At 68.5% G+C, this 14,380-nt stretch carries 11 protein-coding genes and 1 pseudogene; 2 read left to right on the forward strand and 10 right to left on the reverse strand.

What is annotated here, in order from left to right; all coding sequences use genetic code 11:
- Window positions 1-121: pseudogene (locus AC0Z36_RS28020) on the reverse strand (IS6 family transposase); the annotation flags it as partial.
- A gap of 369 nt (window positions 122-490) precedes the next feature.
- Between AC0Z36_RS28020 and AC0Z36_RS28025 the strand changes: the two are divergent.
- Window positions 491-1,294 carry a methyltransferase domain-containing protein gene (locus tag AC0Z36_RS28025; protein ID WP_485465880.1) on the forward strand — a complete coding sequence of 268 codons (804 nt, stop codon included), beginning with the start codon at window positions 491-493 and terminating at the stop codon, window positions 1,292-1,294.
- On the opposite strand, the gene AC0Z36_RS28030 is transcribed toward AC0Z36_RS28025, so the two are convergent.
- The 9 genes from AC0Z36_RS28030 to AC0Z36_RS28070 form a co-directional block, all read right to left on the reverse strand.
- The gene (locus tag AC0Z36_RS28030) at window positions 1,275-1,841 is read right to left on the reverse strand and encodes an adenylyl-sulfate kinase (protein WP_485465870.1); all 567 of its coding nucleotides are present in this window, start codon (window positions 1,839-1,841) and stop codon (window positions 1,275-1,277) included. The genes AC0Z36_RS28025 and AC0Z36_RS28030 overlap by 20 nt on opposite strands.
- A complete protein-coding gene (locus tag AC0Z36_RS28035) occupies window positions 1,838-2,575 on the reverse strand; it encodes a sulfotransferase family protein (protein ID WP_485465871.1) in 738 nt (245 codons plus the stop codon). Before AC0Z36_RS28035 ends, AC0Z36_RS28030 begins: the two co-directional genes overlap by 4 nt.
- Window positions 2,568-3,383, reverse strand: a complete 816-nt coding sequence (locus AC0Z36_RS28040; RefSeq protein ID WP_485465872.1) for a hypothetical protein — start codon at window positions 3,381-3,383, stop codon at window positions 2,568-2,570. Before AC0Z36_RS28040 ends, AC0Z36_RS28035 begins: the two co-directional genes overlap by 8 nt.
- Window positions 3,384-3,386: 3 nt before the next feature.
- Window positions 3,387-5,051 carry a pyridoxal phosphate-dependent decarboxylase family protein gene (locus AC0Z36_RS28045; protein WP_485465873.1) on the reverse strand — a complete coding sequence of 555 codons (1,665 nt, stop codon included), beginning with the start codon at window positions 5,049-5,051 and terminating at the stop codon, window positions 3,387-3,389.
- On the reverse strand, window positions 5,044-6,090 hold the full coding sequence (locus tag AC0Z36_RS28050) for a radical SAM/SPASM domain-containing protein (protein ID WP_485465874.1): 1,047 nt from the start codon (window positions 6,088-6,090) through the stop codon (window positions 5,044-5,046). Before AC0Z36_RS28050 ends, AC0Z36_RS28045 begins: the two co-directional genes overlap by 8 nt.
- A complete protein-coding gene (locus AC0Z36_RS28055) occupies window positions 6,087-7,301 on the reverse strand; it encodes a glycosyltransferase (protein WP_485465875.1) in 1,215 nt (404 codons plus the stop codon). The genes AC0Z36_RS28050 and AC0Z36_RS28055 overlap by 4 nt, the downstream gene beginning before the upstream one ends.
- 20 nt (window positions 7,302-7,321) lie before the next feature.
- Entirely contained in the window at window positions 7,322-9,373 is a 2,052-nt protein-coding gene (locus AC0Z36_RS28060; protein WP_485465876.1) for a radical SAM protein, read from the reverse strand.
- Between the two features lie 37 nt (window positions 9,374-9,410).
- Window positions 9,411-11,147 (reverse strand): hypothetical protein, encoded by a 1,737-nt coding sequence (locus AC0Z36_RS28065; RefSeq protein WP_485465877.1) that lies wholly within the window; start codon window positions 11,145-11,147, stop codon window positions 9,411-9,413.
- A 259-nt stretch (window positions 11,148-11,406) separates the two neighbouring features.
- Window positions 11,407-12,192 carry a transposase family protein gene (locus AC0Z36_RS28070; protein ID WP_485465878.1) on the reverse strand — a complete coding sequence of 262 codons (786 nt, stop codon included), beginning with the start codon at window positions 12,190-12,192 and terminating at the stop codon, window positions 11,407-11,409.
- Window positions 12,193-12,447: 255 nt separating this feature from the next.
- Between AC0Z36_RS28070 and argS the strand changes: the two genes are divergently transcribed.
- Complete coding sequence (gene argS, locus AC0Z36_RS28075) at window positions 12,448-14,220, forward strand: arginine--tRNA ligase (protein ID WP_485465879.1); 1,773 nt, start codon at window positions 12,448-12,450, stop codon at window positions 14,218-14,220.
- Window positions 14,221-14,380: the final 160 nt, after the last annotated feature.

A 14,380-nucleotide genomic window follows, 5' to 3' on the forward strand; every position in this document is an offset into this window, starting at 1 on the left:
TCCACCGGCGGATCGTCTCGTAGGACACGATCACCCCGCGCTCGAGCATCAGCTCCTCGACCTCGCGGAAGCTGAGCGGGAACCGGAAGTACAGCTACACACAGTGCGAGATCACCTCCACCGGATACCGGTGATTGCTGTACGACGGCGACGCGGACAACACGAAACGACCCCTCCCGGAACGAGTAATTACAAGATCATCCAACGGTCCTCCAACAACGTGACAACACCGGTGGTTGGCATCGGCGCGTGGTTCCGGATGCTCGGTGTCGAGGGTCTGGCGATGGTTCAGCCGGAGGTCCTGCGTATGGACCAGTCGCTGGCGGGAAGCCCGGTGTCTGTCCTGATGCCGAGCTAACACCCGTTCGGACTGGCCGCCGCGCTGGGAACGTTCATGCCGATTAGCGTGAGATCTCCATATATGCGCAGCGAATATTGAGCTCATGCGCGCATGCTCGGTTAGGAACGAGGTCGTGTGGTGTCCGAGGAGGTGGAGCCGGTACATGAGCGCATCGCGGAGCTTGTAAGTGACACCCTGCGGGGCCGGGCACTAGATCTTGGCTGCGGGCGGGGGCCCACTCTGCGGGCTATCAGTCGGAGAGCTCCGCAGAGCGTGCTGGTGGGCATAGACCGTTCCGCAGACGCGCTGAGGGACCTCCCGAAGGCTGTGGCCGGACACAAGGGGCCCGTGCTCGGCGTCGAGGCGGATCTGCGGGCTGACCTGCCGTTCGCCGACGGGAGCATGGATGTCGTCGTCTCCTACAACACGCTGGAATGCGTGCCCGACCCAGTTCGGCTGCTGGGTGAGGTCCACCGGGTTCTGCGGCCTGGAGGGCGGGTCGTGATCGCTCACGTGGACTTCGATTCCATGGTGCTCGCCGGCGCTGATCGAGGGCTGGACCGTCGAGCCTGCCATGGCTTCGCGGACTACGAGCAGGGTTGGATGGACCACGCTGACGGCCGAATGGGACGGGCCATCGCTGGCCTGGTGGCGGCGAGTCCGTTGCGGCCGGTGGCGATTGAACCGCTGTTGGTGTGGTCACCGCAGCTGACGGGCCATGCGGCCCAGCGGATCGAGGACATGCGCAAGGCTTTGCACTCGGCCTGGCGGCATGGGAAGAGCGAACTTGCGCCCGCTGAAGTGGAGACGTGGTTCGAGTCGCTGTGCGCGGCCGACGACGGCGGCGGCTTCTTCTTCTCCGAGCTCGCCTTCCTGGTCGTTGCCGAACGCGAAGCTGCCGCGCCCAGCGCTGCGACAGACGTAAGTTCGCCGATCAGAGCGAAGGTCGCGTGACCGGCACGGGCAGCCCGAGCACGTGTGCTGCGTAGGCGAGCAGCTCGGCGATGCACTCCTCCGCCGGCTTGGTGCTGTCCAGACGCAGAGCTGAGTTGACCGGGGCAGCCCAGGAGAGCTCCGGTGCGTCCGGTGGCGGATCATCCCGGTAGGCATGCCGGGTGCGGAGGGCGTCACGCTGGCGGCACAGGTCGATGGGTGCGTCGACGTGTACGAGGTGCAGCCGTTCACCGAGTAGCTGCTCGGCTGCCGCGCGCTCCCAGAAGGTGGAGGTGACCAGGGTGACCAGGGCCACCGGGACGCTCTCTGCCGCTCTGGCCAAGGCGGTGACGGTCGCGAGGCGCTCGCCCGGGGACCAGCCCAGGTCGTGGAGGATCCCGTCGGGCGTCGCGCGTTCGACGTCGGCGTCGAGCAGGCGGCAGCTGTCGGCGGGGAGGCCGACTTCGAGGTGTGCGACGAGGGCGCGGGCCAGGGTGCTCTTTCCCGACGCGGGCAGGCCGGTGAACCAGAACACTGCTGGCCTGATCGGCTGGTCGATGTCGCTCATTTGCTGTAACCCCAGCGTGCGGCCCATTCACGTAGGAGGTCGGGCCATGCTGCCTCGGCGGGCAACGGGGTTGGGGCCTGGACGTATCCGGAGCGAATCTGTTTTGACCAGTCGCCGATGCCGTAAGTGAAGGGGCCGTGGTCTTGGCGGCCGTAGTCGAGCATGTCCGGGTTCCAGGTGATGCCGAGGAAGTCGCAGAGGTGCCGGCAGGTTGCTTCGGGGTCGGCGGTCAGGTTCTCGTAGGTGACGTTCGCGGCGCCGGGCGAGTTGGCGGCTGCTGCTTCCAATGCCGTGGCGAACTTGTCCACGATGAGGGCGGCCTCTTCGAGGTCCTTGGCGTCGCCCGCTCGGACGATGGAGTCGGCGATGGCGGCAGGGTGGCGGCGAAGGATCAGGAATCGCGCCTGTGGCCAGCAGGCGAGCAGGTCGGGGTGGATGAAGACGTTTCCTGGGGACTTCTCCACCAGGATCGGGCGGCCGCTGGCCGTCAGTTGGCGGTGTAGCAGCCGGTCCCACAGCAGGTGGCGCAGGTCCTGCGGTGTGAGGCGGAGGGTATTGAGTGCCAGTTCGGTGAACTCGTCGTCGGCGCGGACCTCCAGGCCGCCTAGGTGCAGTTCGTGGGGTGCGTGGATCTGCGGGTGTGAGCCGAGAATGCAGCGCAGCAGGGTGGATCCGGAGCGGATCGGGGAGAGCAGGAAGACCGGGGACGGCACGAGGCGCGATTCGTCAGGCATGACTGTCCTCTCCGGTGAGGGCGGCGGTTTCGGTTGCTCTGCGCTCGAATACGGCCAGGCGGGTGGCCAGGTCGCGCCGGTAGTGGGCCGAGCCGGGGCCGGTCTTCTCGTCGCAGTGGTAGACGCGTAGCGGCAGCTGTTCCAGGTAGCCGATGCCGGGGCCTTGGGGCTGGGCGAAGGTGCGGGAGAGCCAGTCCTCGTAGTTGAACCAGTGGGTGGCGTCGTCGTGGAAGGCGTCGCCGGGGATGCCGCCGGCGGCCTCTATGACCTGCTGGGCGCGGTGGGTGTCGTAGATGAGGAAGTGCGAGGAGACCCGGTTGACCGAGCGGATGCCGGGGGCAAGGGGTGCGTTGGCGTTTTCGAGGGTCCACTGCCAGCAGTCGTGGTCGTCGATGCGTTGCGCGAGCGCGAGCTCGAGGCAGGCGTCGAAGGTACTGACGATCGTGTCGAGGACGTCGACCGAGGCGTCGGCGTCGGGGCGGAAGGCCGCAACGTCGCCCTCCACAGTGATCAGGAAGCGGCTCTTGGTGAGGGACAGGTGGGTGTGGATGTTGTTGGCCTGGTCGCCGCTTGCCCGGTGCCGGTCGCGCCAGCGCAGCCGAACCTCGTCGAATCCCCAGGTGTCGTGGGCGAGTGCCTGGATCTCGGCGAGGGGGGCGGACTCGGCGCCGTCGACGACGAGGATCAGGTCGTAGGGGTGTTTCGTGTTCCGGCACAGGGCGTCGAGGGTGGTCGGCACCGTTCGGCGGAGGAGCGGCACGTCGGCGTGTACCAGGTAGGAGATGGTGAACAGGGGCGGATAGGCCATGGGTTACCAGCTTGCCGGGCTGAGGGGCGCGGATGAGGGGGTGGGGTCGTCTGGGGGCGTAGGTTCGGGTACGGGCCCGGTTGCCAGGGACCGCAGTGCTTCGAGCATCGGCTCGGCCAGGCCTGCGGCGACGTCGCCCAGCGCCCTTTCGATGGCTGCCTCGGTGGAGGCGTCGATCTCGGGGTGGCCGACGCACATCCCCATCACCTCGTATTTGCTGTCACGGCCGAGGCCGACGCGGTCGGCGAGGTCCAGGAGCGCGAAGTGGTCGAAGGCGGCCAGGCCGCTGCGGTAAAGGCGCTCGGAGAACTCTCCGGTGTAGCGGGAGACGACCGCTCGGAGGCGGGGAAGAGCCACCCCCTGGCCGCGCAGCTCGGCGAGGAGCTGGGCGGCGGCGGGCGGCAGGAAGACGAAGGCGTGGCGGTAGAAGTCGGAGGTGCCCAGTGCCTGGAAGCATCCGACACGGTCGAGCATCGTGGTCATGCTCAGGTAGGTGGCGTGACGGGATTCGACGAGACGGGCGATGCCTTCGGTCCCCTGGTGCTGGAGCAGCGCCCAGAGCTTGAGGGACTCGAATCCGCGCGAGCCGTAGAAGGGTGTGATCAGGCCCAGGTCTAGGCAGTCGGGGTCGTCAGCTCGGTCGGGGTAGCGGGCGAGGCGGCCGAGGGTGTCCGGGTCGCGGAAGAGGACGTAGCTGGAGGGGTAGGTGACGAACAGTCCCTTGTGCGGATCCAGGGCGACGGAGTCGGCGCGTTCGATTCCGGCAAGGGGTTGGCGCAGGCTCGGGGAGAACAGCAGGCTGCCTCCGTGGCAGGCATCCACGTGGAACCAGACGCCGTGCCGTTCGCAGAGGTCGGCCAAGGCCTGGAGGTCGTCGATTCCGGTGGTGCGGCAGTTGCCGGCCACTCCGACCACCATCACGATGCGGCTGTCGTCTGGCGGGTTCTCCAGCAGCGCTGCCATGGAGTCGGGGTCGCTGGTGAAGTCGTTGCGCGGCGGTGCCCACAGCAGCGCCTCTTCGCCCAGCCCGAGGGATTGTGCCGCGGACAGGTAGGAGAAGTGCTCCACTCCGCTGGCCAGCAGGATGAGGGGGCGCTGCGGCAGTGAGCGCAGTCCCGACTTTCGGATCTCGGGGAAGGAGTGGGCGAGGGCGACGGTCACTGCGGTGTGGTTGCTCATGTTGCCACCGGAGGTCCACATTCCGCCCAGGGATCGGAGTCCCTGGTAGTCGGTCAGGGGCGGGGCGTCGAAGCCGATGACCTCGCGCAGCCACACGATCAGCTGGGCCTCGATGACGCTGGCGGCTGGGGCGCTGCGGTCGAAGGCGATCAGGTTCTGGTTGAGGAAGGCGGCGACGATCTCGGCGGCCAGCCCGGCGACGCTGTTCCCGGTGTCGGGGAAGGCGAGGTAGCGGGGATCGGCCTGGGAGACCGACCAGCTGGCGATCTCGGCGAGGAGGTCGATCAGTTCCTGTTCGGAGGCGACGCCCTGTCGGGGCAGCGGGCCGGCCAGCCGTTTGATGAGTTCGGAGGGGGTAGCGTGGCGCAGTACCCGGTCCTCGCGAAGTCGCCCGGAGGCGAAGCCGAGGCCGAGGTCGACCGCCTGGTGCAGCAGCGCGGTGTGTTCGGCGTCCAGGAGGGCCGGGCGGGGGTGGTGGTGGTCAGACACGTCCGAACTCCATTCGGTAGACGCAATCCTGGCAGGAGCTCCAGGCGGGTCCGGAGGTGAAGGACTCACGGAAGGCGTCGTAGGTGGGCGAGGTCCAGATGTCGGCGATGGCGCTGGTGGTGATGTCGCCCAGGACGTTGCTTCTGTCAGGGGCGGCCTCCATGTGGATGCAACAGGGCGTCACCTCGCCGTCGCGGGTGAGGTAGGCCGCGTCCCAGGGCCAGGGGCACACCGCCTGGGCCGCTGCGGGATCGGCGAGTCGGCTGTAGTCGAAGATCGTCAGCGCCAGGTCGAGGCTCTCAGCGCGGGCGAGACCGTCTTCGATGTGCGGTACGACGTCGACGGCCGGTGCCGAGAACAGCGACAGGGCGTTGAGGGACTTGTCCTCGCCCCAGTGGTGGAGGCTCTCCACGGTGACTCGGCGGATGCCGCGTTCGGCGACGAAGTCGAGGATCGCGGGGAACTCGGGCAGGTTGTCTGTGGAGAGGGTGACGGCGGCGGACAGGGAGGTGTCTCGTTGCCGGGTCAGCTCGACGGCATGGTCCAAGGCCGAGGTGAGCTGGCTCAGTCGCAGGCCGGAGCGCATGAGGGCCAGCGTGGTGTCGCTGGCCCCGTCGACGCTCACCGCGAGCATCCCCAGGCCGGCGTCCAGGGCCTTGGTGAGCCGTCGGCGTGCGAGCAGCCCGTTGGTGTTGGTTGAGCTCAACACCTTGCGGCTGGTGCAGGCGCGGACGTAGTCGGCGAAGTCGTTCAGCATCAGCGCCTCGCCAGCGCCGACGAAGGAGACGTGTCCCAGGTCGGGGAGGTCGTCCAGGAGGCGGGTGAAGGCTTCCAGGTCGAGGTGGCTTCCGGTGCTGGTGTGGACGGCGCGTACGCAGCCCGCGCAGGCGAGATTGCACAGATCGGTGAGCTCAACCTGGAGGTACTTGGGTGACGGCGCCGGGTGGCCGGGAGTCAGGCCGTAGCGGTCGAAGTCGTCGCTGACCAGGAACCTGCGGAAGCGGTCGGGCACGGCCGTCGGAGGGGATTGTCTGCTCATCGGGCGGCCACCTTGGTGTAGACGCTGACGGTCTCGTCGACGAAGTCCTCGAACGCCTGCTGGAGTGCGGCATGGGCCGGGGCAGGACGCCGGTCGGGTGCGAGGCTGAGATCGTCGATCACGGTCGCCCAGGCAGTGGCCTTAGCGAAGTCCTCGACGAGGTGGAGTCCGGGCACCTGGGCGAGGTGTTCCATGGAGGCCACGGCCGAGCAGTGCACCGGGGTGCCGAGGGCGAGTGCCTCGTGGGCGACGATCGGGTGGTTCTCCAGCCACAGCGAGGGGATCAGGAGTGCTCGGGCCCCGGCCAGGAGAGGGCCGACCTCGGCGCGCCCGGTTGGGGGCTGCCAGCGGATGCGCGGGTCCTGGGCCGCTACGACCCGCAGCCGGGTCTCGTACTCGGCGTCGTCCGGCACCGTGGCGAGGACCAGCGGCAGCTCGGTGGCCGACCGGCGGTACGCGTCGAGGAGCAGGTGCAGCCCCTTCTCCGGGGAACACCGCCCGAGGAAGAGCAGGTACTCATCAGCGCTTCTGGGGCTCTCCGCTGGCGATGGGGGTGGCCAATCCTTGGGCAGGCCGTAGCAGGCGCGGTCACGCACCAGGTGGCGGGCGCTGATCCCGGCGTTAGCGAACTGGGCGGCCTGGTGAGGTGTCTGCACCCAGTACGCGGCCACGCTCTCGTTGAGCCAGGAGCGGTTGCGGCTCCTCCAGCTGTCGACGTCGCGAGGCGCGGAGAAGGGCGACTGGATGCAGGTCAGACACTCTTTCGACGGGGCGCCTGCGCGGCACAGCTGGTTACTGTGACGCTTCATCAGTTGATGGTCGGGGCAGACGGCGGTGTAGTCGGTGAGGGTGGCAAGCTCCGGCACTTCACGCAGGGCCTGGCAGCTCAGGAACTCTAGGCCGGTCCGGGCGAAGTGCAGAACGTGCACGATGTCCACGGGCGGCCGGGAACGAAGCAGCCGTTGGGCCGGTGCGACGAATCGGCGTTCATGTCGATGCCAGCCAGCGGGGTACCCCTGGGCGGGGATGGCGGGCAGCGGCAGGTAGGCGCAACCCGGCAGCGTCAGGCTCTGCGGCGGTAGCGGGCCCGGCGCCATCCAGGAGACTTCCAAGCCCCGCGCCAGGAGCGCGGAGGCGAGGTCGTGGACGAGGATCTCGGTGCCTCCGGCGTCCATCTGACGGAAGCGGTGACTGGTCAGCAGTACGTGCATGGTCCTCACCTCCCTTGCCATCAGCAGGTGTTGCCCTGGAGGCCGGCCCACCGGCTCAGCGGGACGAGGCCGTCGGGCAGGACCGTGTTGACTGCGGATCGGTGCGCCGGCGTGGTGCTGCCGGCTGGGGCTTCGGGGCCGGTGAGGGCCAGCGTTCCTACTGTGGCCGGCTCCAGGACGGCCAAGGGCTCGTGCAGGGTGAGGGCAGTCCAGCCGCCGTCGGTGAAGTCGACCAGGACGTTGAATCCGATGGGCCCTCCGATGTCCACCAGCGTGCCCAGCGGCAGTTCAAGGTGCACGGCATCGTCGCTCCACGTCGCGACGGCCTGGGGGACGTCCTCCCACACCGGGTCGGGGTGGGGAATCTGGCGGAAGCGCTCCGTGGGGACTCGGAGGATCTGCAGTGCCTCGCGGTCGCAGCGCAGCTGAGCGGCCTTCGGGCCGGGCTGGCCGGCTGCCAGGTCGTGCAGCGTGAATGCGCCCGGGCCCAATGGCTCGAACCTCAGGCGCAGGGACTTGACGTGCTCCGGGTGCTCGCCGAGGCGAATGGCGAGGCTGAGCTTCGGGCCTTCCGGCTCCGACGGTTCCGACGCAGCAAGCTCGATGCGCAGGTCGAGCTCCGGCGATCCGAGCAGTCCGCTACGGATGCGGCCGGGGCCGCCCAAGGCCATCGTCACCGTGGTCGGGTCTTCGGCCGCTCGCAGCCGGGCCACGGGCTCGTAGACGGTTTCCGGGGCGGCCTGCACCAGCGCGGTGGCGATTCCGTACGGGGACGGCAGCGCGTCCAGTACTTCCGGATGCCGCTCGCGCAGCTCCACCGTCAGGCGCACGGACAGCCGGGTCAGGAAGCGAATCAGGTCGCACTTGACCTGGTCGGGAGAGGTGATGTCGTCGTTCGCTAGGACCGCCTGGTAGTAGCAGCCGCCTCCGCAGACGTAGCGCGAGGAGCAGGTCGAGCAGCCAGGGCGGTCGTCGACCACCAGGTCCAGGTACTGGGTGCGCGCGGAGTCCTCGACCCCTGTGCTGACGTGGCCAATGTCCCAGCCGGACTTCCCGATGAAGTGGGCGCACGGGTAGAGCTTCCCGTTGGTGTCGACGTAGGTGCCGCTCTTGCCGGCACCGCAGCGGTAGACCTGCGCCGCGCGGTCCTTCACCCGGTAGAAGAACCGCATGAAGAAGTCTTCGCTGTTCAGCGCGAGGAGCCGGGCCAGGATGCCCTCCGGCGTCTGGGTCAGGATGTGGTCCACGAGGTCCTGATAGCCGCGCATGAACGCGGGGAGTGTCTCTGCGTTGAGGGCGTACTCCTTGTCGTGGGTGGCGTTGACCGGCTTCATGTAGATGTTGCGGGCCCCCACCTCCTCGAACAGGTGGCGGAAGATCATGGTGAAGTCCGTGCAGTACGCGGTCAGCACCGAGGAGACGCCCATGTCGGGGGTGCGGGCCAGGACTCGGTCCAGCACGCTGCGGACGTGGTCGTAGGTGCCGCCGCGGCCGTTGGTGTAGAAGCGCACCCGGTCGTGGATCTCGCGGGGCCCGTCCAGGCTGATGTCCTGGGGAGGGCCGAGCCGGTCTGCGAGTTCTGCGGTCATGGAGAGCGTCGCGTTGGTGACCATCGGCCCGGCCCACACCACCGTCACCGGGGAGTCGGCCAGTCCCTCCGCGACGATGGCCTGCACCTGGTCGTGCATGTGGCGCACCAGCATCGTCTCGCCGGCCAGGCCGAAGTCGACGCGGCTGTAGCGGGCGTCCTCGGCCACCAGCCGCTTGCGGTGGGCCTCGACGCCCGCCAGGACGTTTTCCACCGGGATCGTCACCGGCTTGCCGTCCGCATGCACCCGGTCCCGGAACGAGCAGTAGGTGCAGCCCATGTTGCACGAGTCCGTGAGCGAGAGCTGGAGCTGCGGGTACGCCTCCCGGTAGGAGGTGATTTGGTGGATGGGTTCTGGCGCCGCGCAGGGGCACGCGGCATCGGGAGCGGTGATCTGGCCGCCCAGCACGTGGAACACATGCCCGTCGGTGAAGGTCAGGTGGCTGGGGTCAGCCTTGGCGTCGAGCTGCTCGTCACTGATCATGAGGGGTGCTCCTCTGAAGGTGGGCAGGGACTGCTGTTCAGCTGGGGCCAGGGAGGGCAAGACGGGCGCGCAGCCCCAGAAGTCGGGCGCTGACTTCCCGGCATGCGGCGCGGTCCACTGCCGCCGCCGAGGTCTCGCGCAGGGCGAAAGCGGCGCGGCAGAGGTTGGTCAGCTCGTCGGCTTCTGCTCGCCCGATCAGCTCGGGCAGCAACTGGAGCTGCCGGTCGAGCCGCACAGGCGGGTGGGTCCAGCGCTCGGACCGGAACACCAGGCGAGCCACGGCGGCACGTACTTCGAACCAAATCTGCTTCGCAGCGGCGTCGCCGCTCGCGAATTCCGCAGTGCTGTCCAGGGTGCGTTCGTACTGGCTGGTGCGGGCAGCCAGCAGCGGCAGCGAGACGGCGACCAGTGGCTCCATCCAGCCGGGATCGTGGACGTCTCCGCCGGGACGGCGGAGTTCCATCCACTCGTGCAGATCACGAGTCGCGGATCCGTCAGCGGAGCTGATGTCCGTCTCTTCGGGTCTGGCTACTGACCCCTCGCAGGCGAAGCCGAGCTGTTCGAGGATCTCGCCGATGAGTTCCTCCACGGGGCCATGGCCACGAGGATGCACGGGTGAGCTCAGTTCGAAGTCGATGTCACTGCGCGCCCCCATCACGCCCTGCGCGCACGAGCCGCGCACCAGGACGTCGAGTCCCGCCAGGTCCAGGGTCTTCAAGACCAGGTCGCCAACCCGCTCCAGGAGCGCTTCCGCTACCGCAGCCCGGCGCAGGGCCGTCTGCCAGCCGCGCGCAGCGCAGAGCCGCAGGGCTTCCTCTGCCAGGTCGGGGAAAGTCGCGCGGTCTGTCCCGTGCTGCCGACTGCTGCCGGGGAACAGGCTCTCGGCTTCCGCAAGCAGACCGATGGTCCAACTCCGGCGCAGGTCGGTAATTGCCTGGCGGGCAGATCCCTGTGCAGTCTGTTCGGGGGAGGGAAGGTGCCGGAGCAGGCGCGCGTATCCCTCTTCGCCGAATTCATCCCGTAGTCGTGCGGTGAGCACGGTGTGGAACACGCCGAGCCGCAGAGGAAGTACGTCCTCGCTAAGGTGCCCTACTTTCGCGGGAGTAGCAGACAGCGTCGGGCCTGTGCGGTCCACAAGTGGCAGTTCGCTCGCCAGGGTCAGGGAAACCCCGTGCGCGCGCACCTGGTCGACAGTCAGCCCAGGCGGCAGCCAGCCCCGTAACGTCCGCTCGAAACCGTCGATTGCCGGCTCGTCCTCTGCCTTCAGCGCGACGAAGCGCTCACGGAGTCGCGGATCGCGGCCGAGCAGGTCACCCCAGCCCAGGTCCCACTTCATCGTCGACAGCACGCTCGGGCGGGCGGGGGCCGACCGGACCACCGCGTCCTCCCAGTCGATCAGCCACAGGACCTCCGGGTGCTGGAATAGATTGCGCGGCACACAACCTGGTGCATCCACTCCCCGGCTCAGCAACAGGGTGAGCAACCCCTGGATCTCGTCCTCGCCGGGAAGGTCGGCCGCCCCTGGGCCGCTGCCCATCGACAGTGGCAGGCCCAGCCAGGGGCTCACGAGCGCTGCTGTGCCGTCTCCGATCGGAACCAGCTCAGGAACAACCACTCGCAGTGCGCCGAACCCGGCAGCCTTTGAGGAACGAAGCAGGGCGGAAGCGTCCAGCGCCCGGTTCTGCTCCGACTGGGCTTGTCCGAAGGCCAGACGCTTGCCCACGAAGCGGTGATGCCCCGCGGCGATGTTCCGGAAGCGGTCGTCGAAGTCCATCAGCCCTGGCAGCTGATCTGCCGCAGCGGCGGGTCTGGCGTAGGCCGCAAGGGCGGCCTTCCTCATAGCCTCGCGCGGATCAGCGCTCGTCAGGCGGTCGGTCACGTCTCGCCCTCTCGCCGCAGGGGTGGGGCATGTCCGGATCGAGCGTGAGCCAACTAGCACTGAATCTGCGTCAGAATATGTACACAGGAAGGCGCATGTCAGCGGAACGACAGGAATCATCCGACCGGGCCGGGGGGCACTGAGACTCGGAGGGTTATTCAGAAGTCTGTTGAAGGAAGTACAGGCCGATGACCGCGTGGAAGGTTTCGAGGAAGGTCTCCAGGGGGCGGCGGTAGTCGGTGTGGAGCACCCTCCATACCTTCAGGTTGGCTATGGCGCGTTCGACCGGGACACGGAGGCGGCTGACCTCGTTGTTGAAGGCCTGGTCGGCGGTGGTGAGTTCGTCACCCTCCGGTTTGCGGCGTGGGGTGAGGTACCCGGCACCGCTGTAACCCTTGTCCGCGATCACCGTCCCGGCCAGGGCCAACAGTGCCTCGACGGGGGTCTCCCTCAGCGCCCGCATGTCATGGGCGCACCCTTCCACCGGCTCACCAACGTAGAGGACCGCTCCGGTGCGGTCGGTGACGACCTGGACGTTGAACCCGGTGGTCTTGTGTTTCCCCGCCCACAACCGGGGGTGCCCGGCCCAACTCCACACCGGGGCCAACGTGCCGTCCACCAGGGCGATCCCACCTCTGATGTGTTCCGCGGCGTCCGCCGGCGTCGGCACCAGCGCCCGGGTCACCGCGGCGATCGGTCCCGTCAGCGCGGTGACGACACGCGAGACGGTCGCCTGCGCGACACCGTACATACCGGCGATCACCTCCTCGGGGAGGTTTCGCCGTAGATAGATCACCGTGACCTCGACCGCCGCGGACAGGGACAACGCCCGGGGCCGCCCACGTCCGGACGACCAGGGACGGTCCAGGACTTCGGCCACCCCCGCCACCAGGCTCTCCAGCTCCGTGTCCGACAGTTTCGATGTAAGCTTGAACCTCAACAGCCCCGCCCCCGTTCGACTCGATCTCAACACTCAAGTCGTAGCAGGTGTGGGGCTGTTGCCGTTGCGGTTCCGCGGATCAAGGACCGGTGTTCGCTGCCTCACCGGAGACGTTCTGAATAACCCTCTCGGTTTGCCGACCTGGAGCATGGGATACTTCGACCGGAGCGAGGCTCCGTCGGCCCGAACCTCAAGGCCCGCAAGCCCGCCTTCCTTCAGAAGCCCGGTCCTCTCACGGAAACGGCCAAGCAGCCCATGCCCACGGTTCCTTCGCTCGCCGCAGCAGTCCGCCAGCGCGTCGCCGACGCCATCACCGCCGCCCTGCCCCAGGGCGAGGCCCCGGCGTCCGTGGACCCCCAGTTGCGACGAAGCGACCGCGCCGACTTCCAGGCCAACGGCATCCTCGGCCTGGCCAAGCAGCGCAAGGGCAACCCGCGCGAGCTCGGCGCCCTCGTCCTGGAGCACCTGCACGACGACGACGTGATCGCCTCCCGCGAGCTGTCCGGGCCCGGATTCCTGAACCTGACGATCGCCGACGCCGCGATCACCGCCCAGGTCGCCGCCCGCTTCGCCGACCCGCGCCTGGGCACGCCCACCGCGGAGCGGCCCGGCACCACGGTCATCGACTACAGCCAGCCCAACGTCGCCAAGGAGATGCACGTCGGGCACCTGCGTTCGACCGTCATCGGCGACGCGCTCACCCGGATCCTGGAGTTCGGCGGCGAGAAGGTCATCCGCCGCAACCACATCGGCGACTGGGGCACCCAGTTCGGCATGCTCATCCAGTTCCTCGTCGAGCACCCCGACGAGCAGGACGAGACGGAGGCGGACGCTGCCACCGACGGACCGTCGATGTCCCGGCTCAACCGGATCTACCGTGCCTCGCGCGCCAAGTTCGACAGCGACGAGGAGTTCACCGACCGGGCCCGCAAGCGCCTGGTTGCCCTCCAGGCCGGCGACCCGCAGACCCTCGCGGTATGGCAGGAGATGGTGGAGGAGTCCAAGCGCTACTTCGAAGCCGTCTACGCCCGCTTGGACGTCTTGCTGGAGGACGCCGACGCGGTCGGCGAGAGCGCCTACAACCCGGTTCTCGCCCAGGTGTGCCGGGACCTGGAGTCGTCCGGCGTCGCTGTGCGCTCCGAGGGCGCGCTGTGCGTCTTCTTCGACGACATCAAGGACCCCGAGGGCAAGCCGCTGCCGCTGATCGTCCAGAAGAGCGACGGCGGATACGGGTACGCGACCACCGACCTGGCCGCGATCCGGGACCGGGTGAACGTCCTCGGCGCGGACCGCATGCTCTACGTCGTGGACGCCCGCCAGGCACTCCACTTCCGGATGGTCTTCGCCGCCGCCCGCCGCGCCGGCTGGCTGCCCGACCGCGTCGAGACCCTGCACCTGCCGTTCGGCACCGTCCTGGGCAAGGACGGCAAGCCGTTCAAAACCCGCTCGGGTGACACCGTGCGACTGATGGACCTCCTCGACGAAGCAGTTGACCGCGCCCGCACCATCGTCGCCGAGAAGAGCCCCCACCTCGGAGAGGAGGAGCTGGAGGTGCGCGCCCGCCAAGTAGGCATCGGCGCGGTCAAGTACGCGGACCTGTCCACCTCGCGGACCCGCGACTACGTCTTCGACGCGGACCGTATGGTCTCTCTGACCGGCGACACCGGCACCTACCTCCAGTACGCAGGCGCCCGCATCCAGTCCATCCTGCGCAAGGCACCCGAGGGCATTGCCCCTGCCGCGCACCCCGAGATCGCGCTGGAGCCCGCCGAGCGCGCGCTCGGGCTGCTGCTGGACGAGTTCGGCGAGACTCTCGCCCAGGCCACCGAGTCCTACGAGCCTCACCGCCTGTGCGCCTACCTCTACGCGGTCGCCTCGACCTTCGCGACCTTCTACGAGAAGTGCCCGGTACTCAAGGCCCCCAGCCAGGAGGTCACCGAGAACCGGCTCCTGCTCTGCCGACTGGCCGGACAGACCCTGACCACCGGCATGAGCCTGCTCGGCATCACCGCACCCGAACAGCTGTAGTCGGACGGTGGCTGCGCGGTCCCGAGACCGCGCAGCCACCGCTCGCAACCGCGAACTGTCGTGAGGGTGTTGTCACGTTGTCGGGGGTTCGGGCTGGGGGTGGTGTGTCGGGGGTGTGGTGGGGCCGGGTGGTGGTGGGTCAGGCTGCGGCGGGTAGGGC

The organism is Kitasatospora sp. UYEF31 (genome assembly GCF_057291755.1).

What these genes read in the sequence shown, in the direction of transcription:
- AC0Z36_RS28030 (WP_485465870.1), bottom strand. Translation starts at nt 1,841, where the DNA reads ATGAGCGACATCGACCAGCCGATCAGGCCAGCAGTGTTCTGGTTCACC.
- AC0Z36_RS28035 (WP_485465871.1), bottom strand. Translation starts at nt 2,575, where the DNA reads ATGCCTGACGAATCGCGCCTCGTGCCGTCCCCGGTCTTCCTGCTCTCC.
- AC0Z36_RS28040 (WP_485465872.1), bottom strand. Translation starts at nt 3,383, where the DNA reads ATGGCCTATCCGCCCCTGTTCACCATCTCCTACCTGGTACACGCCGAC.
- AC0Z36_RS28050 (WP_485465874.1), bottom strand. Translation starts at nt 6,090, where the DNA reads ATGAGCAGACAATCCCCTCCGACGGCCGTGCCCGACCGCTTCCGCAGG.
- AC0Z36_RS28055 (WP_485465875.1), bottom strand. Translation starts at nt 7,301, where the DNA reads ATGCACGTACTGCTGACCAGTCACCGCTTCCGTCAGATGGACGCCGGA.
- AC0Z36_RS28060 (WP_485465876.1), bottom strand. Translation starts at nt 9,373, where the DNA reads ATGATCAGTGACGAGCAGCTCGACGCCAAGGCTGACCCCAGCCACCTG.
- AC0Z36_RS28065 (WP_485465877.1), bottom strand. Translation starts at nt 11,147, where the DNA reads ATGGACTTCGACGACCGCTTCCGGAACATCGCCGCGGGGCATCACCGC.
- argS (WP_485465879.1), top strand. Translation starts at nt 12,448, where the DNA reads ATGCCCACGGTTCCTTCGCTCGCCGCAGCAGTCCGCCAGCGCGTCGCC.